The following is a 25,932-nucleotide window of genomic DNA, read 5'->3' as shown; positions in this document are numbered from 1 at the left end:
CCTGGTAAACACGGCACTACCTTCGGCGGTGGGCCTCTGGTCTGCGCCGCCGCCCAGGCCGTGCTCGACACCATGCAGCAAGAGGCCATCCCCGCCCATGCGGAACAAATGGGGGTCCTGCTCCGTCAGCGTCTGTGCGCGCGCCTCGGCCAGCATCCCGAGGTGGTGGAGGTGCGCGGCATGGGTCTGATGGTGGGTATCGAACTGGCCCATAAGCCCGAGCGTCTGGTGGAACGCGCCCTGGAGGCGGGTCTGCTCATCAACGTCACTGCCGAACGGGTGATCCGTCTGTTGCCGCCGCTGATTCTGCAAGAGGCAGAAATCGACCTCCTCGTCGCTGGCCTGGCCAGCCTTCTGGAATCCGCGTCATGAACGTCCGTCACTTTTTGCGCCTCTCCGATCTCAGCCCCGCCGAACTGCGGGCGCTTCTGCAGCGCGCCATCGCCCTGAAGAAAATCCAGCGTGCGGGTGAGCACTACGCCCCTTGCGCGGGCCGGACACTGGCGATGATCTTTGAAAAATCTTCCACCCGTACCCGCGTGTCCTTTGAGACCGGTATGGCGCAACTGGGCGGTCACGCCCTTTTCCTCTCGCCACGGGATACCCAACTGGGGCGTGGCGAGAGCATCGAGGACACCGCCAGGGTGATCTCGCGCATGGTCGATATGGTGATGATCCGCACCTTCGGTCACGACAATCTCATCCGCTTTGCTGACGCCTCGCGGGTGCCGGTAATCAATGGTCTCTCCGACGACCACCACCCCTGTCAGCTCCTCGCCGACCTGATGACGGCGACGGAACACTGGGGTGACCTGCGCGGCAGGACCGTGGCCTATATCGGCGACGGCAGCAATAATATGGCCCACTCCTGGATGGAAGCCGCACAGATTTTCGACTTTCAACTGCACATCGGCAGCCCGGCGGGTTACGCACCGACCGCCGCAATGTTGCAGACCGGCGGTAATCACGTCACGATCCTGCATGATGCCGTGGCCGCGGTGCGCGGTGCCGACCTGATTGTCACCGACGTCTGGACCAGCATGGGTCAGGAAGAAGAGGCCGCCGCACGCAAGGCGATTCTCGCCCCCTTCCAGGTCAACGCCACGCTCATGGCCGCCGCGGCGGCGGACGCCTTATTCATGCACTGCCTTCCTGCCCACCGTGGCGAAGAGGTCAGCGCCGAAATCATCGACGGACCGCGGTCTGTCGTCTGGGAAGAGGCGGAAAACCGCCTCCACGCCCAGAAAGCCCTAATGGAATTATTATTTGGCATCGGCCCCGTGGCCGCACTGCAAGGAGATTGATGCATGGTCAAGAAAGTCGTTCTCGCCTATTCCGGTGGTCTGGATACCTCGGTCATCCTCAAGTGGCTGCAAGATCAGTACCAGTGCGATGTGGTCACCTTCACCGCCGACATCGGCCAGGGTGAAGAGCTGGAACCGGCGCGCGCCAAGGCCGAGAAGCTCGGCGCCAGGGAAATCTTCATTGATGATCTGCGCCAGGAATTCGTCCGTGATTACGTGTTCCCCATGTTCCGCGCCAACACCCTCTACGAGGGTGAGTACCTGCTGGGTACCTCCATCGCCCGGCCCCTCATTGCCAAGCGCATGGTAGAAATCGCCGCCGACGTGGGTGCCGATGCCGTCGCCCACGGAGCTACCGGCAAGGGCAACGATCAGGTGCGTTTTGAGCTGGGGGCCTACGCCCTCAATCCGGACATTCAGGTGATTGCCCCCTGGCGGGAATGGGACCTGAACTCCCGCGAAAAGCTCCTCGCCTATGCCGAACAGCATGGCATTCCAGTGGAACGCCACGGCAAGAAATCCCCCTACTCCATGGATGCCAACCTGCTGCATATTTCTTATGAAGGCGGTATTCTCGAAGACCCCTGGGCGGAAGCCGAAGACAGCATGTGGCGCTGGACCACGGCGCCGGAGCAAGCGCCAGATCAGCCCCGTTATCTGGAGATCACCTACGCGCACGGCGACCCCATTGCCATCGACGGCGAGCCGCTCAATCCCGCGCAGTTGCTGGCGCACCTCAACACCGTCGGCGGCGAGCATGGCATCGGGCGCCTGGATATTGTCGAAAACCGCTACGTCGGCATGAAATCCCGGGGCTGCTACGAGACTCCCGGCGGCACCATTCTGCTCAAGGCCCATCGCGCCATCGAATCCATCACCCTGGACCGGGAAGTCGCCCATCTCAAGGATGAGCTCATGCCCCGCTACGCCAGCATCATCTACAACGGCTTCTGGTGGAGCCCGGAACGCCGCGCCCTGCAGACGCTCATCGATCAGACCCAGCGACTGGTCAATGGCGTGGTGCGTCTCAAACTCTACAAGGGTAGTTGTATGGTGGTGGGACGGCAGTCGCAGGAGAGTCTCTTTGATCCACGTATCGCCACCTTTGAGGATGATGCCGGCGCCTACAATCAGAAAGATGCCGAGGGCTTCATCAAGCTCAATGCGCTGCGTCTGCGCATTGAAAAGCGTTTGCAGGGTTGACGGCGATGGCTCCCGAGCAGCATGTACCGGCCAACGCACTGGGCAAGGCCAGCCGCATCTCTCTGGACGGGCGACGCAGTGAACGCAGCGTTATTCTCGCCGATGGCAGTATGCACAGTCTCACCCTTCTGCACCCAGGCATCTATACTTTGAGCAGCGAAGTAACGGAAACCATCCAGATACTCAGTGGAATAGCCTACTATCGCGCCGAAGGGTCCAACGACACTCAGGAGTTGCATGCTGGCGACAGCATGGTCATTCCTGCCAACCAGAGCTACCGGCTAGAAGTGGTGGAGCCTCTGGATTACCTGCTTTCAAGTTAAGGAGATTCTCATGCGCATACTGCACACCATGCTTCGCGTCGTCGATCTGGATCGCGCCATCGCCTTCTACACGGAGGTGCTCGGCATGCATCTCCTGCGCCGTAACGATTATCCCGAGGGCGAATTTACCCTGGCCTTCGTCGGTTATCAGAACGAGAACGCCGGGGCGGTCATTGAGCTGACCTATAACTGGGGCGTGGAACATTACGACCTCGGCGACGGCTTCGGGCATATCGCCATTGAAGTAGAGGATGCCGTGGCGGCCTGTGACGGCATCCGCCAGCGGGGCGGGAAGGTGGTGCGCGAGGCGGGGCCCATGAAGCACGGCAACACCGTCATCGCCTTCGTGGAAGACCCCGATGGCTACCGCATCGAGTTGATCGAGCGCAAAGCAGACTTTGCCGAATATCCAGCCTGAACGGCTGGATGGGCACTAAAGGTCCGAAATCGGACCGCTCCTGTTATGCTATGTATAGAACCGGCCGTTACACATGTTGCTGACCAATCCGCATCGCTCATGGCTAATCTGACTGGCTTGCCGTGAGTAGGGATGCCCAGTCATCAGGCGGCCTCCCTCGTTCCAGCATTTTCCGAAATACAGCGTAGGGATCGGACTTGCTGGCGGCGGAGCGCATGGTCTGTCCATCACTGACCCACGCATAGACAATAATTCGCATCCTGGAGTCATAGCGAAAGAACAGCCAGAACCTGCGCCCAATCTTGGCTTGGCGCCAGTGACGGTAATCCTGACCCATTGTATTGCCCTGTCGGTACTCATCCAGCCCCGGACCAGGGGCACGATCTCCAGGATCAAGTGACTCAGTGCGCGGTAGAGTTTGCCGTTGGCATTCGCTGCAAAGCCGACGGGGTCGGCGGCTAATGCACGATCCGTGGATCCGTTCAGAGGCTTTGTTTCTGAGGTTGCATGGCGGGAACACTGCCGCCGAACTCATCGAGCGCATTTCGTGGATATACGCATTGGTCGTTACAGGAGGTTTCCTTGACAGAATCCAATAAAACGTGGCCCATTGAAAAGACCTTGGCAGGTTTGCACACGAGTTCGGCCGGCCTGACACAGGGCGATGCTCAGAAACGACTGCAACAATATGGCGCCAATACCTTGCGGGAAGAAAAGGTTAGTCCTTTCATACGCTTTTTGCATTACTTCTGGGGGCCCATACCCTGGATGATCGAGGCGGCGGCCATCCTGTCGGCCATCGTGGAGCATTGGGCTGATCTGACCATCATTTCGTTGCTGCTGCTCTTTAACGCGGGCATTGGCTTTTGGCAGGAATACAAAGCCAGCAGCGCCCTGGAGGCGCTCAAGAGCCAGTTGGCTCTCAAAGCCCGTGTGCTACGGGACGGTCAATGGCAGGAGATCCTGGCGGCGGCTCTGGTACCCGGTGACGTCGTCCGGATCCGGCTGGGCGATATCATTCCGGCGGATGTGCAATTGCTGGAGGGCGATTATCTGAGTGTCGATTAGTCGGCCCTGACAGGAGAATCCCTGCCGGTCAGCAAGAAAGCAGGCGACGTTGCCTATTCGGGTACCGTCGCCAGCCAAGCAAGGCCAGATCGTGGCAGTTATCACTGCCACCGGTATGCACACCTTATTTCGGCAAAACGGCAGGCCTGGTGCAAAAGGCTGGGGCTGTATCGCACTTCCAAAAGGCGGTCCTGCGTATCGGTGACTACCTCATCTATATTGCTTTAGGATTAGTGGCTGTGCTGATCACGGTCGAACTATTCCGCGGGCAGTCTTTCCTATCCTTGTTACAGTTCGCCTTGATTCTTACGGTGGCCTCCATCCCCGTGGCCATGCCAGCGGTACTCTCGGTGACCATGGCCTTGGGTGCGCTGAAACTTTCGCGTATGAAGGCTATCGTCACCCGTCTGGAGTCCATTGAGGAAATGGCGGGAATGCGGATTCTCTGTTCCGATAAAACTGGAACCCCTCACCCAGAACAAGCTGACCCTCGGGACCCTGGAGCCAGCGCCGGGTATTACCCAGAAAGACGTCCTGCGCTGCGATTTATCGTATCGTCGAAACCATCCGCATTATGGTCTTCGTCGTGCTGGCCATGCTGATTTTCGATTTTTATCCCATCACCGCCATCATGATCATCCTGCTGGCGTTCTTTAATGATATGCCGATCATGGCCATCGCCACCGATAACACCTGGCTGGATCCCAAACCGGTGCGATGGGATATGCATCGCGTTCTCACGGTGTCCACTGTCCTGGGGCTTATAGGCGTTCTACAAACCTTCGCCATGCTGCTCATTGGCAAAGATTATTTCCATATGGACATCGCGCATCTGCAAGCCCTGATTTTTCTCAAACTGGCAATCGCCGGGCACCTGACCTTGTTCATTGCACGCACGCGCAAGCCCTTCTTGCGGAAACCTTACCCCTCGGCGGTCCTCCTCTGGTCGGCTATCCTAACCAAGGCCGCGGCGACATTGTTCGTGGTTTATCCCATGGGGCTGGTGCCTTCCATCACCTGGGGGAAGCCGGCGTGGTCTGGATCTATTGTATTCTCTGGGTATTCGTCAATGATTGGGTCAAGGTCAGGGTCTATAAGCACTTGGAGCTCAATACGCCGAGACATCAGGATTTTATAGCGCTGACTCAGAAGAATCTCGGGCCAACGGTGTAGACGAGCCCATAAGGTCCAAAAAAACCGACAACGCGCGGGAACGCCTTGCCGGATTTGGAATAGCCATAAAGCTCTTCCAAATCAGTTGAGCGGATGGGATGGGCTTATACAGTAGATCCCAATCCGGTCTCTGTTCAAAAACCGTATGGGTCATAAAGCCTATTCCCAAGCCAGCCTTTACCATGGCCCCCACGGATTCCACATCGGCCACTTCAATGAAATGCGCGGGCACAATGTTTTTTTGTCTGAACGCTTTCTCCAGTCTCCTTCGGACTCCGGAAGAAGGTTCTCGCCATACCACAGGAAAGGGTTGTATGTCTTCCAGGCTCAGCGCCGGCAATGATGCCAGGGGATGGGTTTTGGGCATGACCGCGACGATCTCACCGGTCAACCACTGTTGTATTTCATAACTGTCTGGTAGCTGGGGTATATCCATCTCTCCTTCAAAAAAGAAGACGTCCAGTTCGGAAAGATTGATGTCTCCCCAATAGGTCACACCGCTCTTTATGTAGAGATTGATCCCTGGATTCTGGTTTTGAAAACTTTGCAAATATTGCGGTAGTAAATAGTTGGCAATCAGGCTGGTAGAGGCGATGCGAAGTTCTCCCGCTTGCAAGGATTTTTGGCGCATGAGCAGATTCTCAATATTTTGTAACTTGGCGCGCAACTGCCGGATATCGGGAATTAATGCTTGGCCGACGGGCGTCAGCTGAATGCCACCGCCCTCACGGACATATAAAGGCTCGCCGATTGCCCGTGTCAGTTTATGTAAGCGTTCCGAGATGGCAGGCTGTCCCCGTCCCAGGCGTAGTGCGGCTTCGCTGACACTGCCGGTTTCTGCAACCGTGAGGAGGGTGAGCAACTGCTCGGCATCTATCGTCATCGGGTTCTCCGATATTTATTTCAAATAAATCGATTTGATCTGACGGTAAGAATAGCATAGTTTCAAAAAACGAGTCCCCGGAGTGTAGTGATGGTCAACGATGCTTCCCTGCCCGCCAACATGGATACCCTCGTTATGGAGCGCAACGTCAGAGGATGGCAGGGGGCGTTTCGGACGAACCCAGTCTTTCATCTGATTCTGGCGTTCTTTGTGGGGATTGTCGCGGGCTTGGATGCGGTCGCTTTCCGGCGACTAATCGGTCTGATGCATAATGCCTTCTTCTTCGGTCAGATTTCCTCACGCTTCAATGATTTGCAGCATTCCGCAGCCAGCTTTTGGGGTTTGGGGGTGGTGCTGGTCCCCGTTCTCGGCGGGCTTGTGGTGGTCTGGCTCGTCAGAACTTTTGCGCCAGAAGCCAAAGGGCACGGCGTACCTGAAGTTATGGATGCCATTTATTACGGGAGCGGCGTTATTCGGCCCGTGGTGGTTCTGGTGAAGGCGCTCGCGTCTTCTATCAGTATCGGCAGTGGCGGATCGGTAGGACGGGAGGGGCCGATTATTCAGATTGGAGCCGCCTTCGGCTCCAGCCTAGCCCAGTGGTTGCGGTTGCAAGAATGGCAAAGACTGGGACTGCTTGCGGCGGGAGCAGGCGCCGGTATTGCCGCGACATTCAACACACCGGTGGGCGGCATATTGTTTGCGATCGAGCTCATGCTGGTGGAAGTTAGTGCGCGGACCCTTGTTCCGGTCATGATCGCCACAGGTACCGCCGCCTTCGTATCACGTCTGTTTCTGGGTGATTATCCGTCGTTTGTCATCTCTCAGCACATTATCAACCGGACCTTGCACCAAAGCGCCGGTGCCTACGCCGCCTATGTTCTGCTCGGTCTTTTGACGGGCGGGGCTGGCCTGCTGTTCACAAGCAGTCTGTATTGGACCGAGGATCGCTTCGAACACTGGATCAAAAATTCCTACGCACGACACGCCGCAGGCATGCTGGGCGTAGGCTTGATCATTTATTTCATGATCACCTTTACCGGTCATTACTACGTAGAAGGGGTGGGTTATGCGACGGTTCAGGATATCCTCGACGGCGTCATTACGCACCCAGGTTTTCTCCTGCTCCTGCTGCTACTTAAGATACTGAGCTTTTCTGTTACGTTGGGTTCCGGAGGGTCGGGCGGTGTGTTCTCTCCCGCGCTGTATGTCGGAGCAGTGCTCGGCGGGCTATATGCCGTCATCGCCAATCATTTACTGCCAGGTATCGGGGTCAGCATGACTATCGCGGCTGCCTTGGGGATGGCCGGGATGGTCGCCGCATCTACCGGTGCCGCCGTTACTGGTGCCGTGATGATTTTTGAAATGACCAGCGACTACCATATTATTATTCCCTTGATTATCGTCGCCTCTCTGGCCTTTGGGGTCCGTCGACTGATAACAAGGGAGACGATTTACACGCGCAAACTGATCCGCCGCGGTCATTTTATTCCTGAGGCGCGGCACAGCAACCTCTACCTGATGCGTCCGGCTGGAGAGTTTATTGAGACTCCGCTGATCCGGGTAAAAGGTAGCCGGACGCTGGCAGATATCGCGGTACTGCTCCATCGCGGCCGTGAAATACCGCATATCCTGATCGTCGAAGGGACGCAACCCCGTGCGGTACTGACCGCCCCGCGCGTACGTGAGTTGCTGCGACACCGACAATCCTCGACCCCCATAGAAAATTTCGCCAGCGAGGATTGGTTTAGTGTTCCTGTGGATTACCAAATATATGACTTGGTCGCCCGCTTCCGTGCCACCCATCAGGAATGCGCGCTACTCTGCCGGGTTGATCCCCCGGAACATCACGAAGATGTTATAGCTATTGTGACGATTGAGGATGTGCTGGCCTACACCTCCCTGCCCATGCGCTTGCTACGCCCTCACTTGGCGCAGTGACAGGGGCATTCTAATGGAATTTTCCGCATGGTTTCATCGCAGCTTGGAGCCGCATCACGAAGGTCCTGGTTTGATTCTGCTGGGTGCCGGAGTGGGTTTATTGACCGGGTTGGGTGCCGTACTTTTCCATTGTCTGATTGCCGGCATTCATAATGCAGCGATTTTAGGCACTTTTGGTATTGCGCAAAACGCACGGGAACATACTCCCGTCTCCCCGTGGGGCGCATGGATTATTCTTGTGCCGGTAATCGGCGCCCTGCTGGTAACCGTGCTGGTGCGCAACTTTGCACCGGAAGCGCAGGGTGCCGGTGTCAGCCAGGTACTACGTGCGGTGCATGCCAATCGGGGCCATATGCGGCCGGTGATTGCGATCATGCGACCGGTGGCGACGGCCATAACCATCGGCACGGGCGGCTCTGCTGGCCGCGAGGGTCCGGCCATGCAGTTCGGTGCCGCTATCGGCGCCCTGGTAGGGCATCTTTTCCGGGTGCCCGATTACCGACGCATCCATTTGTTGGGTTGTGGCGTCGGTGCCGGTATCGCCGCCGTCTTCAATGCGCCTCTGGGTGGATGGTTTCTGGCCATGGAAGTGATCGTGCCCGACTGGCGGCCCTGGACCGTTCTGTCCACGCTCGTGGCGACGGCCTCTGCCAGTTGGGTGACACAGGAGGTTTTCGGGAACGCCCATCTCTTCGCGCATGCCAGCATCGCCCATTGGAATGGCAGCCTTATGTTACCGACCTTTGCCGTGCTGGGCAGCTTCATGGCGCTGATGAGTATCGGCTTTATCAGGCTGATGGATGGTGTTGACGCCTATAGTCGGCAACTACTGCAAAATCCTTACACACGGCACATGTCCGGCATGCTGCTGGTCGGTATTCTGATTTATCAGACCGATCGTCTGACGGGTCATTACTATTTGATCGGCGGCAGCTATGCGGGGATATCCGATGTACTGGTCCAGCAGATTCAATGGCCACTGCTTCTGCTGACTTTGCTGGTCCTGAAGGCGGTGGCTACCAGTTTGACCATCGGTACCGGTGGTTCCGGGGGGATTTTCTCGCCTTCCCTGTTTATGGGGGCGGCACTTGGCAGTTGTTTGGGAATGCTCCTGGAACCCATTATCGGTGTCCCGCATCTGGCGGCCCTGTTCGCCCTGTGTGGAATGGCCGGCATGGTGGCGGCCACCACCGGGGCTTTGCTCAGTGCGCCCGTGATGGTAGTGGAGTTAACCGGAAACTACCATGTTCTGCTGCCGACCATGGTGACTGCCCTAACCGCTTTTGCCGTACGTCGTGTGTTTTTGCAGGATAGTATTTATACCCTGCCATTGCATCGCGAGGGGCTTCCCGTTCCTGAAAACCATTATATTGTCGAAGAGAAAATGGATGACAAATGATCCGCACTTCCCATACGCCACAACCTCATTTTTTGAAATGAGTTACCCATTTGAGATGATGAGGGGAACCAACAAGATCATATCTTGTCCATAGACTACAATGGGGCCTAAAATGATAAGGTAACTAACAATGACATACCGCAACGCTGTCGCTGTCTTTCTGTTTTCTATATTGTTTTTATCTGGGTGCTCTGGTGCAACATCTAATGGGTCTCCATATCCGCACAAAAGCGCGGCATGGTTTTCAAGAACAAAAAATACTGAAGCGCTTCATGTTCAACTGAGTTGGTGCGCCAGGCACAACCCCGATATGTCCTTACATTCTTGCACAATAGCGAAAGAGGCCTACGTAAAGATAGGCGGGCAGTGGAATGAAATGACAATAAAGCTATTTAAGTCTAATCCATAAGTAATCAACAATTCGTTAACTATGCCCTCAATAACCCGACAAAAGGATAAATATGACCACCCCACAAAACGCCCTGGACGGACGTGAACGCCGATCCATTATTGCCTTGGCCGGAATATTTGGTTTACGCCTGCTCGGCTTGTTTCTGGTATTACCGGTGTTTTCCGTCTATGCCCACGGATTGCATGGGGCAATGCGCCATCCGGTACTCATTGGCATTGCTCTGGGTGCTTACGGTCTGACTCAGGCCATTTTTCAAATCCCCTTCGGCAGACTGTCAGATAAGTGGGGCAGGAAACCCGTCATTGCGGCGGGACTCCTCATTTTTGCCATTGGCAGCGTTATCGCCGCACAGGCCACCAGCATCGAATGGTTGCTGGTAGGGCGAATCATACAAGGTGCAGGTGCCGTAGCCGCCGCCATTATCGCGCTCACCGCGGATCTGGTGCGCGAAGAACGCTGGACCAAGGCTATGGCCACTATTGGCATTACCATTGGCATCAGCTTTAGCGTGTCGCTGGTGTTATCCGCGCCGTTAGCACAATGGATTGGGGTGCAAGGGATATTTTGGTTGACGGCGGCGCTGTCCATCCTCGCCATCGGCGTGCTCTACAAGGTGATTCCGGCTGTCCCAGCACGCTTTCATCGCGATGCCGAAATGAATCCTGCGGCGCTGAAGGACGTACTGAGGAATCCCAATCTGCTCCGTTTGGACTTTGGTATATTTTCACTCCACACTGGCCTGACAGCGCTCTTCGTAGTGCTGCCCTTGGTACTTATTGATCCGCAGCATCCGCTCCTCTCAGAAGCGGATCAGTGGATGTTGTATCTTCCCGTCATGCTGCTTTCTTTCGTGGCAATGATCCCTCTTATCATTGTCGGTGAGGCGAAGCATCGTCTCCGTGAAGTCTTTGTGCTGGCGATTGCAATTTTGCTGGCCGCGGTCATCTGGATGGCGCTCTCCAATCACAGTATCTGGTCTATTGCCATCGCGCTCTTTTTGTTTTTTGTGGGTTTCAATGTGCTGGAGGCAAGCTTACCTTCTCTGGTGGCCAAGTTCTGCCATCCGGGCGCCAAGGGAACGGCCACTGGCGTATATACCACGGCGGAGTTTTTAGGGGCATTCAGTGGCGGTTTGTTGGGAGGATTACTTTATCTGCCCGGTCAACACAACTACAGTGATGTCTTTTGGGCCGTGGCGGCCATCTATTTGATCTGGTTGATAGTGGCACTCACGATGCAGCAGCCACGTTACGTCGCTACCAGGATATTTCCTCTTCCTGTCGATAGTCAAGACAACACTCAACTCACCCGGCAACTTCTGCAATTGCCTGGAGTAGTGGAAGTGGCAGTTTTTCCGGATGAGGGCGCGGTGTATTGCAAGGTAGAGAGCAAAATATACGATGATGAGCGGGTGCGGGCGATTATTGGGTATGCACGTCAAGCATAGGCGATTCAGACAATAAAAGAGGAGAACTTTATGCAGCCAATTTTATGGAATAGCGGTACAAGGTGGTTACATATCGGGTTGTCTACTACATTAACATTTGAATTGTTCGGTGCTTTACTGGTTTCTGATCCGAATACCAGGATGTACTTCATTATTCATGAGTGGGTTGGCCTTTTGGCCACAGCTATCCTCATGGTCGAGTGGTTATGGATCTACGCTGACGGACAGTCAAAAATTCTTTTCCCATGGAACAGTAACGGGATATCGATAATAAAGACAGACATTCTGGCTCTATTTAAAGGGAAACTACCGCAGGCGGGACGCGCCGTTGGTCTGCCCGGATTCTGGCATGGCATTGGAATCCTCTCCATGACCGGCTTGGCGATTACTGGCGTACTCATTTTTCTCGTAATCCCCGGTGGGCGCGGTGCATCTTCGTCCTCAGCCGGTGCCGCTGCTTTTACCACGCTTTCTGGAGTCCATAGAGAGATTTCCTACGTTGCATGGGTTTATTGGATTGGTCACGTTTCAGCTGCCATCCTCCATCAGGTGCGAGGTGATCCTGTCTTTCGCGCGATTTTTTTGCTGCGCAAATGATAGGTATTGGCAGTTCTGTTGCGGCAACTAAATAGGTGCTAACAGTTACCATTATGAGTGGTACCGCTCATACAGAAAATTGGGGAAGAAGTGAAAATATCAAAGACCAAGGCGAAAGCAATAAAGTATTTTTTGTTTTTTAGCATCACGCCAGCAGTCGGAGTAATCATATATTTTTCATTTAACTTTTTTGGGATAGATATCGGCTTTGAATATATTATATATCTACTGATATTAGTTCTCTTTGTGAAGCTTATTGTTGGCGGCGTAGTTATCACCGTATTAAAAAAAGATAAAGAAGAATGATCCATATAATAACTGCTTCCGCTGCATACCTGCCATTGGAGGTAAAGAGCATACCGGGGGGTTGAGAACCCGCGAGATGGAAGGATCAGGTTATTGCCATTCCCCTATTAGATCCCGCGGCTATAGGCACCTTATATTGCTACGATCCATCCTCAGACCACAATGCTGTGGCCCCCATATTCCGCAAATATTGCTGATGAGCCGCGCACTCCTCGGGACTGGCGCGAATCACCCGCAAGGGGTCTCGTGGCCGCGCCAATGGCGCCGGCATGATCGCGCTCCGGCCATCCCCAAAGCGTTGGGTTTCCCCTGCGGCATGGGCGCCACCCGCAGCCCCCAACAGCCCCATCATATCCACCTGCCCACCCGTCATGGCCAGATAAACCTCAGCGAGTATCTCGCAGTCCAGCAAGGCACCGTGCAGATCACGACGGCTGTTGTCCACATTATAGCGTCGGCACAAACTGTTCAGATCATTTTTCTGGCCGGGATGGCGGCGGCGCGCATCCACCAGGGTATCCATTACCGCCTGCCGTAACGGTGCTTTTTCCACCTGTTGCAGTTCATGATTCAAAAAACCCAGATCAAAAGGCGCGTTGTGAATAATGAGTTCCGCCTCGCCCAGGAAGTCCAGAAAGGCGTCCGCGACCTCAGCGAAACCCGGCTTATCCTGCAAAAACTCGGCGGTCAGTCCATGCACCCGCAAGGCCTCGGGATCACTGCTGCGCTGCGGATTAAGATATTGCTGGTAATGCACCCCCGTCACCCGCCGGTCAATCAACTCCACGGCACCGATTTCAATCACCCGATGCCCTTGCTTCCAGTCGATGCCCGTGGTTTCCGTATCCAGCACCACCTGCCTCACAGCCATCCTTCACCCTCCTGTACTTGCCCGCCCGCCGCATACTGGTCCATGACCAGATTCAGCAACGCGTCTACTCGTTCATTCTCGATATGCCCCGAGTGCCCTCTCACCCACTCCCATTGGATCTCGTGACGTGCCGCCACGGCCGCCAACGGCTCCCAGATATCCCGATTTTTGACCGCATCCCCACCCGCGGTCCGCCAGCCCCGGCGTTGCCAGCCAACCAGCCATTGAGTCATACCATCGCGCAGATAGCGGGAATCACTAACTACCCGCACGACGCTGGGACGCTTGAGTGCCTCCAGGCCGCGCAAAGCCGCGGTCAACTCCATCCGGTTGTTCGTCGTTTCCGGAACGAAGCCCCATAAGACCTTCTCCTGCCCGGCCAGCCGCAGACACGCACCCCAAGCCCCCAAACCCGGATTACCGCGACAAGCACCATCAGTGAATAACTCTATGATTTTTTTTGGCATGACGCAGGGTTCTCGGCAGGATCGGGGCCGTCATAGGCAACAGGCGCTTCGGAACGGACTTTTTGACGCCCGGAACGCAACTTGAGGAGCGGACGCAGCGCGCCGACCAGCGGGCGCTCGGGATCACGCCGCTGCGCCAGCAACAAATAGGCGTTGGCCCCTGCCGGCCACCAGCGGTCGCCCATCAGTTCCATCCACTGCGCATTGCGCTTCAGGCCCGGCACGGAATATTGAAAGTAACGTCCCTCGCGCAGCACAAAATCCTGCCCTTCCAGCAGGGTACGTAGTCGTCCCAGGGGCAGAAAGGGACGCCGCCACGGCCAGGCGCGGTCCCGGCGCCAGAGGTGCCAGCGGCGGACCACACTCAGACTGCCCCCTGGGTTGAAATCCATAATCAGCACATGTCCCTCTGGGCGCAGCACCCGCCAGCACTCCTCCAGCACCGCCTGCGGATTGGCTATCCGGGTAAGACAGAATGGGATGATAACCAGATCGAAACGCATGGCCGCAAAGGGCATCGCCTCACAGGCGCCATAGGCTTGCAGATACTCGTCGGAAGGCAAGACAAAGCCATCATTGAGCAGCACCCAGGTGTGCTCATGACCGGGCGGCAGTCCCCAGAAAACGGGTTGCCCGAGTTGCAGAATAGTCTCCGGGTGCAGGCGTTCTACCCAGCGCGGCAGAATATCCCGGGCGCGGTCCAGCAGGAGGCGGCCGCTGCTACCATCCCACCAGATGGCGGCACGACGCGCCCGTGGTCGACTGCGACGTCCCAGACTCTGCATATCAGCGCAATGGCCTTGCAGCGGCGAAAAAAGAAAACACTAGCGTCAGGTACCCCAATTCAATGCCATAATGGGCCTATGGTACCTTGCCCGTAGCGAGATGCAAAAATGCCCATTCATTTTATCCCCGCCTTCACGGATAACTACATCTACGTCGCAGAAACACCCAAAGGAGCATGGATTATCGACCCCGGTTGCGCAGAGCCCGTCTTCGCCTGGTGCGCAGAACATCAGCTCCGCCCCAGCGCCATTCTCTGCACCCATCATCATGCAGACCACACCGGCGGTGTGGAAGCATTGGTGCAACATTTCCGCATACCGGTCTATGGCGCCAACCAGCGCATCCCGCAACTCACCCACGCTGTCCGCGCGGGCCCTTTGGCGCTGGACAAGGAGTCGCTCACCGTGCTGGAAGTGCCCGGCCATACCCGCGATCATCTTGCCTACGCCTGGAAAGACGCGCTTTTCTGCGGAGATACCCTCTTCGCCGCAGGCTGCGGGCGCCTCTTTGAGGGCACCGCGGCGCAGATGTTTCACAGTCTGCAACAGTTCGCCAAATTGCCGGGGGATACTGCCGTCTACTGCGCCCACGAATACACCCTCAGCAATCTGCGCTTCGCAGCACAGGTCGACCCAGAGAACCCGGTCATAGCGCAGCGCCAAAAAGAGGCCACCGCACAGCGCGCGCGCAACGAACCCACCTTACCCTCCAGCATGGTCCTGGAGTGCGCCAGCAACCCCTTCCTGCGCTGCCATGAGCCTGCCTTGATCCACAGTGCCAACACCTTCGATCCCGACACCGGCGACGACCCTGTCCGCGTCTTCAGCACCCTACGCCGCTGGAAAGATCACTTTTCCTGAGTTCAGCGCCGTGTCGGCAGGCACATCAGTTCAAAACGCTCAGTCCAGGCTTTACGCAAGACCCGCCGCACGGCCTCAGCGTCCACCGCGGCAAGGGTCTGGAGGGATTCTTCCACCGGCACCAGGCGCCCCAGATACAGCCATTGTCGCGTCAGGCGGCTCATGCGAAGTTCCGCATCCTCCTGCCCGAGCAGGAGCTGAATCCGCAGACTGCGCTTCGCCCAAGCCATATCCTCCACCGTCGGTCCATGCTCCAGTAATGTCGCCAGAACCTCCGCCATAGCCTCTGCCGCCTGAGCTTGCTGTGCCCCCGGTGTGGCCGCATAGAGCATCCACTCCCCGCAATCACGGAGAGTGTCGAGATGGGAAAATACCTGATACGCCAGCCCCCGTTTTTCACGCAGTTCGCGGAACAGATAGGACGCCGTGCCGCCGCCCAGTATGGCATTGGCCACCACATAAGCCAGATAGTCCTCTGCAGCAACGCTGCAAGCCGGCGCCATCCAGATCAGATGTGCCTGTTGCGCCTGGGCACGGCGCAGGCGTTTCTGTCCGCCATGAAACTGCGGGGTGGGCACTGCGGCATGGGCGCCATGGCGCGGTCCCCGGAAAGCCGCCGCCGCCCAGGCACAGAGCGCCGTATGCTCCACTTCCCCGACGGCGGTGACAATCAGTGGCGACTCGGCGAGGACCCGCTGGTGATAGGCTTGCAAGCGCTTCCGACTGGCTGACCGGATACACTGTGCATTCCCCAGCACCGGCCAGGCCAGGGGATGCGCCCCCCAGATTTCCGCGAGAGCACGCTCCTGCGCCCAGTCCTCCACATCCTCAGCGGCCATGGCCGCCTCTTGCGCGACTACCCGCTTTTCGAGGCGCAGGTCGGCGTGGTCAAAGCGCGGTTTCGTCAGCAGCTCGGTCAGCAGCGCAAACGCTTCGGCGGCGTCTTCCGCCAGCACGGTCCCGTGAAACACCGTGCTTTCGCGATCCGTGAACGCATTGATGGTGCCGCCCAGCGACTCCATGGCCGCATTGAGCGCATCACCATCGCGCTCCGTACTGCCTTTGAAGAGCATGTGCTCCAGCAAATGGGCAAAGCCGTTTTCGTCCGGGGCCTGATCCCGGCTGCCATTGCCGACGGTCAGGGACAAAGCCACACTCCGGCGTCCGGGCAGACGCTCACTAATCACCGTCACCCCGTTATCCAGCGTTGTGCAGAGCGATTCGGTGGCGCTCGTCAGGCGTTCAACCATATTGATAATGATGTCGGCGGACAGCTTATTGCGGGATATCCTTCCTGCTCAGCTTGATCTTGCCCTGACGATCCACCTCCAGGACTTTGACGCGCACCGTCTGCCCTTCCTTGAGGTGGTCGTGGACATCGCTGACGCGCTCGTTGCTGATCTGGGAAATGTGCAACAGGCCATCCCGCCCCGGCAGAATCGTCACAAAGGCACCGAAATCCATGATCTTGGCCACCTTGCCATCATAAATGGTATCGACCTGCACATCCGCCGTCAGCAATTCGATACGCCGCTTCGCTGCTGCGCCCGCTTCACCGTCCACAGAAGCGATGGTTACCGTGCCGTTGTCCTGAATATCAATAGTCGCGCCGGTTTCTTCGGTCAGGGCACGGATGACCTTGCCGCCTGGTCCGATGACGTCGCGGATGCGATCCGGATTAATCTGGATGGTGATAATACGCGGTGCATAGTCGGACAACTCGCCACGGCCTGTGGACAGCACACCGTTCATGAGTCCGAGGATATGCAGTCGCCCGGCCAGCGCCTGCTCGAGCGCCTGCGCCATGATTTCCCGGGTAATCCCATCAATCTTGATATCCATCTGCAGAGCGGTCACCCCCTGTTCTGTGCCCGCCACCTTGAAATCCATATCGCCCAGATGATCTTCATCACCGAGAATATCGGTGAGCACGGCAAAGCGGTCGCCTTCCTTGATGAGGCCCATGGCCACACCCGCCACCGGCGCCTTGAGCGGCACGCCAGCATCCATCAGCGCCAGGGAGGCACCGCAAACGGTCGCCATGCTGGAAGAGCCGTTGGACTCCAGCACTTCAGAGACCACCCGCAAGCTGTACGGGAATTCGCTATTACCGGGCAGGACCGCCGCTACTGCGCGCTTAGCCAAGCGCCCGTGGCCGATTTCCCGGCGCTTGGGGGAACCCACCATACCCGTCTCACCGGTAGAAAAAGGTGGAAAGTTGTAATGCAGCATAAAGCGATCACGACTCTCCCCTTGCAGGGCGTCAATGATCTGTTCATCACCCTTGGTGCCCAAGGTCGCCACCACCAGGGCCTGGGTTTCACCCCGGGTAAAGAGCGCCGAACCGTGGGTCCGCGGCAACACGCCCGTCTCGATGGTGATGGGACGCACCGTCTTGCTGTCCCGGCCATCAATGCGCGGCGCGCCATCTAAAATGCGTCCGCGCACAATGCTGGTTTCGATTTTTTTCAACAGGCCACGAACCAGGTCGCCGCGCTGCGCATCTCCCGCGGCGAAGGCTGTCGCCATGGCTTGCTGCACTTCTTCCAGGCGCTTGCTGCGTGCCTGCTTCTCCGTCAGCGCATAAGCTTCCTGCAAGAGCCGCGTGGCCTCCTCGCGCACCAGCGCGCCCAGGGCCTCATCAGCCACCGGCGCCACCCACTCCCAGCGCGATTTACCGGCTTCCCGCGCCAAGGCCTCAATCGTCTCGATAACCGGCTGGAATTGCGCGTGACCGAACATCACCGCTTCCAGCATGATCTCTTCGGACAATTGCTGCGCCTCGGACTCGACCATGAGTACAGCCTGCTGGGTCCCTGCCACCACGAGATCCAGTTGCGAAGTGGTCAACTGCGAGTAACTGGGGTTCAACACATACTGCCCGTCGATATAACCCACCCGGGCCGCACCAATCGGACCATTGAACGGAATGCCGGAAATCGCCAGGGCCGCCGAAGCACCGACCAGCGCCAGGATATCGGGATCATTATCACGATCCACCGACAGTACCGTGGCGATAACCTGCACTTCGTTCATGAAGCCCTTGGGAAAGAGCGGCCGGATGGGCCGATCAATCAGCCGTGAGGTCAGCGTCTCCTTTTCAGCAGGTCGCCCTTCACGCTTAAAAAAACCACCAGGAATTTTGCCCGCTGCATAGGCCTTTTCCTGATAGTTGACCGTCAACGGAAAGAAATCCTGGCCCGGCTTCACCTCCCGGCGGCCCACTGCCGTCACCAGAACGACAGTATCCCCGCTAGAAACCAGTACCGCACCGTCTGCCTGGCGCGCCATACGGCCCGTTTCCAGTTGCAGGCGGCGACCGCCAAAATCTACTTCTTTCCGAATGATGGTCAAGACCTTCTCCTTACTTACGCAGACCCAGACGTTCGATCAGCGTGCGATAGCGATTCACATCCCGCTTCTTCAGATAGTCCAGCAACTTGCGGCGCTGGCCGACCATTTTCAAAAGACCCTGACGGGAATGGTGGTCATGCTTATTGATCTTAAAATGATCGGCCAGCCCTTCAATACGGGTGGTCAGCAGGGCAACCTGCACTTCAGGAGAACCCGTATCCCCCGCATGCGTGGCATAACCCTGGACAACTTCTGCTTTGATATCACGAGACAATGACATAATTCCTTCTCCTCGGAAATTCTAAAAAAACAATAATCCCTAGTTTACGCTCATGAGGCGGCGAGGCGCCACCTTTCCGTCGTCCATGACCTCTCCTAAACCGAGGAACTGCTCCCCCGGTCCATAGAGGCGAATGCGCCCAAGGGAAGAAGGCGCGTGGGCAACCACGACCCCCTGTCCCTGACGCAGGTAATAGGCCGTGTTCTCCGTCAGAGTCACCGCCGGTAAATATTCCAAAGCCAGATCCATGGCTTTAAGCGGACATTCCCCACGCCCAAGCACATCGGCAAGCTTCTCCAGGGTCAACGCCTGCGCGATATCAAAGGGACCGGTAGAGGTCCGCCGCAATCCTTCAACATGCGCACCACACCCCAGTGCTGCACCGATATCTACCGCCAGACTGCGGATATAGGTGCCCTTGGAACAGTGCACATCCAGTACCAAACGATCACCGTCCAACGAAATCAGGTCGAGCGCATCGATGCGTACCTGCCGTGCCGCCCGCTCCACCTCCAGGCCCTTGCGCGCCAGCTCATAAAGCGGCTTGCCACCCTGCTTGATCGCCGAATACATGGGCGGGATTTGCGCGATCTCACCGAGAAACTGCGGCAACACCGCACGCACCTGCTCGGCGCTGACGGTTACCGGCCGCTCTTCGAGAATTTTTCCCTCGCTGTCACCCGTCGTCGAGGTCTGCCCCAGACGCAAGGTCGCCCGATAGGACTTGTCCGCGTTAAGAATATAGTCCGAGACTTTAGTTGCCTCACCAAAAAGCAAGACCAGCAGCCCGGTAGCGATGGGATCGAGGCTCCCTGTATGCCCGGCTTTTTTAATGCCGAGCAGACGTTTAGCCCGCTGCAAGGCAGCGTTGGACGTCAGCCCCGCGGGTTTGTCGAGGAGCAACAGACCATGCTGACAACTCATGGCAGATCCTCCGGTTCCTGCGCCGGCGGCAGGCGCGCCAAGAGCTCCGCCATTTCTGCGCCACGATCAAAACGCGCGTCGTAGATAAAATGCAGGGGCGGAATGCGCCGCAAGGCCAACCGCTTCCCCAGGAGCTGCCGGATTTCTCCGGCATGATCCTGTAACACCTGACGCACCGCATCGGCCCGCTCAGGGCCATCCATCAACGAAAAATATACGGCTGCCGAGCGCATATCCGCCGGCAAATCCACCAGTGTGATACTGGGGGGCAGCAAAGCCAGGGCAGAAGGTAGCCCGTGCAGACGCGGCAATACCGCTGCAATCTCTTCCCGCAGTAAATGGGCCACCCTGGCGCCGCGCGGATACGCGCGATGAGAACTATGCAACACCGCCTCCTAGACCGTTCGCGCCACTTCAGTGGTTTCGAAAGCCTCAATGACGTCGCCGTTTTTCAGATCATTAAAGTTGCGGATACCCACACCACACTCAAAACCTTCACGCACTTCTTTGACATCTTCTTTGAAGCGCCGCAAGGAATCCATTTCTCCGGCATGAATGACCACATCCTGACGGATTACCCGGACCTTGGCGTTACGCCGCAAGATGCCGTCGGTAACCATACAACCGGCAATCATACCCACTTTGGGCACCCGGAACGTATCGCGCACCTGCGCATGGCCCAGAATACGCTCACGGATTTCGGGAGCGAGCATACCGCTCATAGCGGCTTTCACCTCGTCCACCGCATCATAAATGACGCTGTGATAACGGACATCCACGCCGCTATGGTCGATCAGACGCCGCGCAGGCGCTTCCGCACGCACGTTGAAGCCGATGATGACCGCCTGAGACGCCGCGGCGAGGTTCACATCGGACTCCGTGATGCCACCGACCCCGGAGTGAATGACATTGACCTTTACCTCGGAAGTGGAAAGGCGTTCCAGTGTCGTGGCCAAGGCCTCTACGGAGCCCTGCACGTCTGCCTTAATCAGCAAATTCAACTGCTGCAACTGACCATCTGCGGCGGCCTCGAACAGGCTTTCCAGTGTCGCCTTCTGACTCTTCGCCAGACGCACGTCACGGAATTTACCCTGGCGAAAGAGCGCCACCTCGCGGGCTTTACGCTCATCGGCCACCACGACCACCTCGTCACCGGCCTGAGGCACATCCCCCAGACCCAGCACCTCTGCCGGCATGCCCGGAGCCACCGACTGCGTCGGCTGGCCCGTATCATCCACCAAGGCCCGCACCCGTCCAAACTGTGCTCCAGCCAGCAGCATATCACCCGTATGCAGGGTGCCCTGACGTACCAGCACCGATGCCACGACGCCACGTCCACGATCCAGTCGGGACTCGATGACCACGCCCCTCGCCGGGCCGTTCACCTGAACATCCAGATCCAGCATCTCCGCCTGCAACAAAATAGCGTCAAGCAAATCATCAATATGCAGCCCGGTCTTTGCAGAGACATTCACAAATTGCGTGTCACCGCCCCACTCCTCAGGCACCACTTCATGCCCGGCGAGTTCCTGGCGTATGCGTTCCGGATCTACGGACGGCTTATCGATCTTGTTCACCGCCACCACGATAGGCACTTTAGCGGCCTTGGCATGGTGAATCGCCTCGATCGTCTGCGGCATTACCCCGTCATCGGCTGCTACCACCAGCACGACAATATCCGTCGCCTGCGCACCACGGGCACGCATGGCCGTAAACGCCTCGTGGCCCGGCGTATCGAGGAAGGTCACCATCCCCTTGGGCGTTTCCACATGGTAGGCGCCGATGTGCTGGGTAATACCCCCAGCCTCTCCACTGGCTACCTGTGTAGAGCGAATCCGGTCCAATAGCGACGTTTTGCCGTGGTCCACATGCCCCATGACCGTCACCACCGGAGGCCGTCGGCCCATGATCGGTGCCTCCGCAGTCCCATCCTCTACCAGGAAGGCTTCGGGACTGGTGATTCCCACCAGCTTCACCTTGTGCCCCAGTTCCTCTACGACGATTGCGGCGGTTTCCTGATCAATCACCTGATTGATGGTGGCCATCACCCCCATCTTCATCATCGCCTTGATCACGTCAGTGGCCTTAATCGCCATCCGGCTGGCCAACTCACCCACAGTAATCGTTTCGGGAATCGCCACTTCGCGGATGACCGGCGCGGCCGCCCATTCGCTTGCGGCAGGACCACCCCTGCCACGGCTTCGTTTGTCTCCGGACTTGCGGCGTCGGGCCAGGGCATCAGCATTGCCGCCCTCGTCACTACGTCGCCCGCCCCGCCGAGCTGCCCCACCGCGGCGGGCATCATCATCCCCAGCGCGCACGCCCGGACCTGCTTTTTTGCCTTTCGCTGGCGTCGTTGCGGCAGGCGTTCTGCTGGCTGGCGATGGCGCTGCGGGCCGCGCACGATCCGCACCGATTGCCGGTGCCCTGCCGCGATCAGGACTAGGCCGTTCCGAAGCGCGCGAAGGCGCGGGTGCCAGCCTCGCTTCAGGGAGCGACGGAACCTGTTGCACAGGAGGTTCCGTCATCACCGCTGCGGCCGCAGGCGCAACATACGCCGGCTGCATCTGTTGATCAGCTACGACTTCCGCAAGCACCGGCTCCGCAGAAACCCGCACTGCCTCTTCTACAGAAACCGTTTCCGCAGCCGGCACCGACTCCATTACCGTTGGGGTCACCCGATCACTAGCTGTGGTCTGGTCTGGAATAGCTGATTCCGTGGCCTCTTCAACCACCGCTTCCCGTTTGACGTAAGTCCGTTTACGGCGCACTTCCACCTGCACCGTACGCGATTTCCCGGCGCCTACAGACTGTTTGATTTCCGTGGTGCTGGTGCGGTTGAGTGTAATGCGGCGCAGTTCTCCGCCTCCCTCTCCGTGCGCACTGCGCAACGAAGCGAGAAGACGATGTTTGTCGTCCTCAGTGACCACATCCTCGGCCGTATTCTTGGAAATGCCCGCAGCATTCAACTGCTCCAGCAGCCGAGCATTCGTTACACCCAATTCAGCAGCAAAATTGGCGACAGTTACCGTCATAATCCTCATTCTCCAAAACCGCTACCCCGCCGACATACGTCGCGGGGACAGGGTCTGTATCAAGCAAACCAGGGCGCACGCGCCTCCAGAATGAGAGCCTTGGCCCGCTCCTCATCCACACCGACCATCTCGCATAGCTCGCTCGTAGCCAGTTCCGCCAAGTCCTCGGAAGTAACAACACCTTTACTGGCCAGCAAGTGCGCCAAGCCCCTATCCATCCCTTTCAGGGACAGCAAATCCTCTGCGGGTTCACTGAGCGCCACCTGCTCTTCCTGGGCAATAGCCTTATTGAGCAGGACATCGCGCGCACGGCGCCGCAATTCACCGACGAGATCTTCGTCCAGCCCCTCAATCTCCATCATCTCGGCAACCGGAACATAGGCCACTTCCTCAATGGAAGTAAAGCCCTCGCTGACCAGCAAGCCCGCCAAATCCTCATCCACCCCCAGTTCCTGGATGAAGTGATGGAGGAAGGTCGACTCTTCTTCGTCACGCTTGGTCTGGGCCTCTTCCTCAGTCAGAATATTGATGGTCCAGCCCGTCAATTGCGTGGCCAGCCTGACGTTCTGACCACCGCGACCAATGGCCTGCGACAAATGCTCAGGCCCGACTACCACATCCATACTGTGCGTATTCTCATCCACCACGATACTGGACACTTCCGCAGGCGACAGAGCGTTGATCACGTAGCTGGCCGGATCGGCCGCCCAGATCACAATATCAATCCGCTCGCCTTTCAACTCATTGATGACCGTCTGCACTCGGTTGCCACGCAGGCCGACACAGGCGCCCACCGGGTCGACACGCGGATCATTGGAGCGCACGGCCAGTTTTGCCCGCAGGCCCGGATCACGTGCGGCCCCCATGATTTCGATCATCCCGTTCCCGATTTCCGGAACTTCCTGGGCAAACAGCTTGATCAGTAACTCGGGGCTGGTCCGCGACAAAAAGAGCTGTGGCCCCCGCTGCACACGGCGCACATCCTGGAGATACGCACGCACGCGATCACCGGGACGGATAGCTTCGCGCGGCATCATCTCTTCTTTAGGAAGAATGGCCTCGGCACGCCCCATATCGACGATGGCATTGCCTTTTTCCAAGCGTTTGACCAAGCCGCTGATGATATCACCCTTGCGTAACGCAAAGTCCGAGACAATTCTATCGCGCTCGGCATCCCGCACTTTTTGCACAATCACCTGCTTGGCCGTTTGTGCGGCGATCCGCCCGAACTCGACGGGGGGCAACACTTCTTCGACGTAAGCACCGAGTTCAATATCGGGACGGGTTTGCCGAGCATCGCTCAGACGAATCTGCTGATCCGCTTCAAAAGCCGTACTCTCATCCGCTACCACTTCCCACAGACGGCGGGTTATATAGTCGCCGGTCTTACGATCCACATCCACCGCGATATGCCAGTCCTGCCCATATTTCTTTTTGGAGGCGGAGACCAGAGACGCCTCCAAGGCCTGGAAAATCACTTCCCGGTCCACATCCTTCTCATGGGCGACGGCATCCGCCAGATAAAGAAGTTCACGACTCATTGACCTGCTCCTCTCTGCATGTTCCGTCTACTCACCATTGGGGAGCCAGCCTTGCCTTGTGGATATCTTCCAGTGCAAACGCCCAGCGCCCCTCAGCATTTTTTAAAACCACTTTCTGATCTTCAACGCCAAGCAACTCTCCCTGCAAACGGCGCCGCCCTTGCGTCAAACCATGCAGGTGAATCTCGGCCTGAGATCCTTTAAATCGGTCAAAATCGTGTAAATTTTTTAGCGGCCTGTCCAGCCCTGGGCTGGAAACTTCCAGGCGGTATGCAGCATTGATTGGGTTTTCCACATCGAGCCACAGGCTGAGCTGACGACTCACCGACGCGCAATCTTCGATGGTAACTGCTGCTGTTTCATCTTTTTTCTCTATGAAGACTTGTAACGTCACTGCGCGCCCGGTGCGCACCATACGCGCATCTACCAAGGCGCAACCTACAGCGCCTACTTGCTGGGCAATTCCTTCATAAAGTCGATCTTCCACGTTCACCATTCCCAGTACAGAAACAAAAAGTGGGCACTTGGCCCACTTTTTTGCGCATGATACGCAGAATCGCAACAAAAAACAACCCCGTCTCTGTGTATAGAGACGGGGTTGTTGGATATAGGTGTCTGGCGGTGACCGACTTTCGCGGAGGGAGGCCCTCAACTATCATAGGCGCTGCAGCGTTTCACGGTCCTGTTCGAGATGGGAAGGGGTGGTTCCACTGCGCTATGGCCGCCAGACAAGGTTAAACTGGTCTGGTCCTGAGCGCGGGTGTTGGCGTGCGCTCAGGGTGTTGCTGAAGGGAAGGCTTTTTTAAACTGGATGCTTGGGTGATATATGGTCAAGCCACACGGGCGATTAGTACTCCTTAGCTGCACGCATTACTGCGCTTCCACATGGAGCCTATCAACGTGGTAGTCTTCCACGGCCCTTCAGGGGGCTTATGCCCCGGGAGATCTCATCTTAGGATGGGCTTCCCGCTTAGATGCTTTCAGCGGTTATCCCGACCGTACTTAGCTACCCGGCAATGCCCTTGGCAGAACAACCGGAACACCAGAGGTACGTCCACTCCGGTCCTCTCGTACTAGGAGCAGCTTCCTTCAAATCTCCAACGCCCATGGCAGATAGGGACCGAACTGTCTCACGACGTTCTGAACCCAGCTCGCGTACCGCTTTAAATGGCGAACAGCCATACCCTTGGGACCGGCTACAGCCCCAGGATGCGATGAGCCGACATCGAGGTGCCAAACTCCCCCGTCGATGTGAACTCTTGGGGGGAATCAGCCTGTTATCCCCGGCGTACCTTTTATCCGTTGAGCGATGGCCCTTCCATTCAGAACCACCGGATCACTAA

Annotated in this window: 25 protein-coding genes, 2 rRNA genes and 1 pseudogene; 13 read left to right on the top strand and 15 right to left on the bottom strand. The window is 57.4% G+C overall.

From position 1 onward, the window contains the following. The 5 genes from Q0C48_RS02440 to gloA form a co-directional block, all read left to right on the top strand. The coding region (locus Q0C48_RS02440) for an aminotransferase class III-fold pyridoxal phosphate-dependent enzyme (RefSeq protein WP_291521197.1) at positions 1-372 on the top strand (372 nt) is incomplete at its 5' end. Beyond that, complete coding sequence (argF, locus tag Q0C48_RS02435; RefSeq protein ID WP_291521195.1) at positions 369-1,304, top strand: ornithine carbamoyltransferase; 936 nt, start codon at positions 369-371, stop codon at positions 1,302-1,304. The genes Q0C48_RS02440 and argF, both read left to right, overlap by 4 nt. Positions 1,305-1,307: 3 nt before the next feature. Continuing rightward, complete coding sequence (locus Q0C48_RS02430) at positions 1,308-2,507, top strand: argininosuccinate synthase (protein WP_291521193.1); 1,200 nt, start codon at positions 1,308-1,310, stop codon at positions 2,505-2,507. Between the two features lie 5 nt (positions 2,508-2,512). Beyond that, the gene (locus tag Q0C48_RS02425; protein ID WP_291521191.1) at positions 2,513-2,830 is read left to right on the top strand and encodes a pyrimidine/purine nucleoside phosphorylase; all 318 of its coding nucleotides are present in this window, start codon (positions 2,513-2,515) and stop codon (positions 2,828-2,830) included. 10 nt (positions 2,831-2,840) lie between these two features. Continuing rightward, complete coding sequence (gene gloA, locus Q0C48_RS02420) at positions 2,841-3,248, top strand: lactoylglutathione lyase (protein WP_291509226.1); 408 nt, start codon at positions 2,841-2,843, stop codon at positions 3,246-3,248. Between the two features lie 103 nt (positions 3,249-3,351). Here the strand turns inward: gloA and Q0C48_RS14615 are convergent. Beyond that, positions 3,352-3,734: pseudogene (locus tag Q0C48_RS14615) on the bottom strand (type II toxin-antitoxin system YhaV family toxin). A gap of 96 nt (positions 3,735-3,830) precedes the next feature. Here Q0C48_RS14615 and Q0C48_RS02410 point away from each other — a divergent pair. The 3 genes from Q0C48_RS02410 to Q0C48_RS02400 all read left to right on the top strand — a co-directional run bounded on the left by Q0C48_RS02410 (position 3,831) and on the right by Q0C48_RS02400 (position 5,454). Beyond that, a complete protein-coding gene (locus tag Q0C48_RS02410; protein ID WP_291521187.1) occupies positions 3,831-4,316 on the top strand; it encodes a cation-transporting P-type ATPase in 486 nt (161 codons plus the stop codon). Between the two features lie 149 nt (positions 4,317-4,465). Further along, the gene (locus tag Q0C48_RS02405; protein WP_291521185.1) at positions 4,466-4,918 is read left to right on the top strand and encodes a hypothetical protein; all 453 of its coding nucleotides are present in this window, start codon (positions 4,466-4,468) and stop codon (positions 4,916-4,918) included. Further along, positions 4,903-5,454 carry a hypothetical protein gene (locus Q0C48_RS02400; protein WP_291521183.1) on the top strand — a complete coding sequence of 184 codons (552 nt, stop codon included), beginning with the start codon at positions 4,903-4,905 and terminating at the stop codon, positions 5,452-5,454. The genes Q0C48_RS02405 and Q0C48_RS02400 overlap by 16 nt, the downstream gene beginning before the upstream one ends. Here the strand turns inward: Q0C48_RS02400 and Q0C48_RS02395 are convergent. Then, positions 5,449-6,372 carry a LysR family transcriptional regulator gene (locus Q0C48_RS02395; protein ID WP_291521181.1) on the bottom strand — a complete coding sequence of 308 codons (924 nt, stop codon included), beginning with the start codon at positions 6,370-6,372 and terminating at the stop codon, positions 5,449-5,451. The genes Q0C48_RS02400 and Q0C48_RS02395 overlap by 6 nt on opposite strands. A gap of 90 nt (positions 6,373-6,462) precedes the next feature. Between Q0C48_RS02395 and Q0C48_RS02390 the strand changes: the two genes are divergently transcribed. From Q0C48_RS02390 to Q0C48_RS02375, 4 genes are all read left to right on the top strand, one after another. Continuing rightward, positions 6,463-8,310: a chloride channel protein gene (locus tag Q0C48_RS02390; protein WP_291521179.1), complete on the top strand. Its 1,848-nt coding sequence runs from the start codon at positions 6,463-6,465 to the stop codon at positions 8,308-8,310. Between the two features lie 13 nt (positions 8,311-8,323). Then, on the top strand, positions 8,324-9,709 hold the full coding sequence (locus Q0C48_RS02385) for a chloride channel protein (protein WP_291521177.1): 1,386 nt from the start codon (positions 8,324-8,326) through the stop codon (positions 9,707-9,709). A gap of 461 nt (positions 9,710-10,170) precedes the next feature. Further along, entirely contained in the window at positions 10,171-11,568 is a 1,398-nt protein-coding gene (locus Q0C48_RS02380; protein WP_291521175.1) for an MFS transporter, read from the top strand. A 30-nt stretch (positions 11,569-11,598) separates the two neighbouring features. Beyond that, a complete protein-coding gene (locus tag Q0C48_RS02375; RefSeq protein ID WP_291521173.1) occupies positions 11,599-12,165 on the top strand; it encodes a cytochrome b/b6 domain-containing protein in 567 nt (188 codons plus the stop codon). A 445-nt stretch (positions 12,166-12,610) separates the two neighbouring features. On the opposite strand, the gene dnaQ is transcribed toward Q0C48_RS02375, so the two are convergent. From dnaQ to Q0C48_RS02360, 3 genes are read right to left on the bottom strand one after another with little or no spacing between them, the layout of a single operon-like run. Beyond that, positions 12,611-13,342 (bottom strand): DNA polymerase III subunit epsilon, encoded by a 732-nt coding sequence (gene dnaQ / locus Q0C48_RS02370; RefSeq protein WP_291521171.1) that lies wholly within the window; start codon positions 13,340-13,342, stop codon positions 12,611-12,613. Beyond that, a complete protein-coding gene (gene rnhA / locus Q0C48_RS02365) occupies positions 13,333-13,809 on the bottom strand; it encodes a ribonuclease HI (RefSeq protein ID WP_291521169.1) in 477 nt (158 codons plus the stop codon). Before rnhA ends, dnaQ begins: the two co-directional genes overlap by 10 nt. After that, a complete protein-coding gene (locus Q0C48_RS02360) occupies positions 13,791-14,594 on the bottom strand; it encodes a methyltransferase domain-containing protein (RefSeq protein WP_291521167.1) in 804 nt (267 codons plus the stop codon). The genes rnhA and Q0C48_RS02360 overlap by 19 nt, the downstream gene beginning before the upstream one ends. A gap of 108 nt (positions 14,595-14,702) precedes the next feature. On the opposite strand from Q0C48_RS02360, the gene gloB reads away from it, so the two are divergent. Then, entirely contained in the window at positions 14,703-15,455 is a 753-nt protein-coding gene (gene gloB, locus Q0C48_RS02355) for a hydroxyacylglutathione hydrolase (protein ID WP_291521166.1), read from the top strand. Between the two features lie 2 nt (positions 15,456-15,457). Here the strand turns inward: gloB and Q0C48_RS02350 are convergent, their stop codons facing one another. The 10 genes from Q0C48_RS02350 to Q0C48_RS02305 form a co-directional block, all read right to left on the bottom strand. Beyond that, complete coding sequence (locus Q0C48_RS02350; protein WP_291521164.1) at positions 15,458-16,705, bottom strand: pitrilysin family protein; 1,248 nt, start codon at positions 16,703-16,705, stop codon at positions 15,458-15,460. Between the two features lie 25 nt (positions 16,706-16,730). Next, positions 16,731-18,809, bottom strand: coding sequence for a polyribonucleotide nucleotidyltransferase (pnp, locus tag Q0C48_RS02345; RefSeq protein WP_291521162.1), 2,079 nt, complete (start codon positions 18,807-18,809; stop codon positions 16,731-16,733). Between the two features lie 10 nt (positions 18,810-18,819). Then, on the bottom strand, positions 18,820-19,089 hold the full coding sequence (gene rpsO, locus Q0C48_RS02340) for a 30S ribosomal protein S15 (RefSeq protein ID WP_291509233.1): 270 nt from the start codon (positions 19,087-19,089) through the stop codon (positions 18,820-18,822). A 39-nt stretch (positions 19,090-19,128) separates the two neighbouring features. Next, positions 19,129-20,013, bottom strand: a complete 885-nt coding sequence (gene truB / locus Q0C48_RS02335; RefSeq protein ID WP_291521159.1) for a tRNA pseudouridine(55) synthase TruB — start codon at positions 20,011-20,013, stop codon at positions 19,129-19,131. Beyond that, complete coding sequence (locus Q0C48_RS02330) at positions 20,010-20,402, bottom strand: ribosome-binding factor A (protein ID WP_291521157.1); 393 nt, start codon at positions 20,400-20,402, stop codon at positions 20,010-20,012. Before Q0C48_RS02330 ends, truB begins: the two co-directional genes overlap by 4 nt. A gap of 6 nt (positions 20,403-20,408) precedes the next feature. Continuing rightward, positions 20,409-23,048 (bottom strand): translation initiation factor IF-2, encoded by a 2,640-nt coding sequence (gene infB / locus Q0C48_RS02325; RefSeq protein ID WP_291521155.1) that lies wholly within the window; start codon positions 23,046-23,048, stop codon positions 20,409-20,411. Between the two features lie 59 nt (positions 23,049-23,107). Beyond that, positions 23,108-24,589, bottom strand: a complete 1,482-nt coding sequence (nusA, locus tag Q0C48_RS02320; protein ID WP_291521153.1) for a transcription termination factor NusA — start codon at positions 24,587-24,589, stop codon at positions 23,108-23,110. A gap of 31 nt (positions 24,590-24,620) precedes the next feature. Further along, positions 24,621-25,085, bottom strand: coding sequence for a ribosome maturation factor RimP (gene rimP, locus Q0C48_RS02315; protein ID WP_291521151.1), 465 nt, complete (start codon positions 25,083-25,085; stop codon positions 24,621-24,623). 117 nt (positions 25,086-25,202) lie between these two features. After that, positions 25,203-25,318 (bottom strand): 5S ribosomal RNA (gene rrf / locus Q0C48_RS02310). Between the two features lie 97 nt (positions 25,319-25,415). Beyond that, positions 25,416-25,932, bottom strand: a 23S ribosomal RNA gene (locus tag Q0C48_RS02305); the annotation flags it as partial.

Source organism: Acidithiobacillus sp., from assembly GCF_023255755.1.
GTDB lineage: Bacteria > Pseudomonadota > Gammaproteobacteria > Acidithiobacillales > Acidithiobacillaceae > Acidithiobacillus.
The sequence above is the reverse complement of the archived record's forward strand: the minus strand, read 5'-3'. Positions and strand labels throughout refer to the sequence as shown.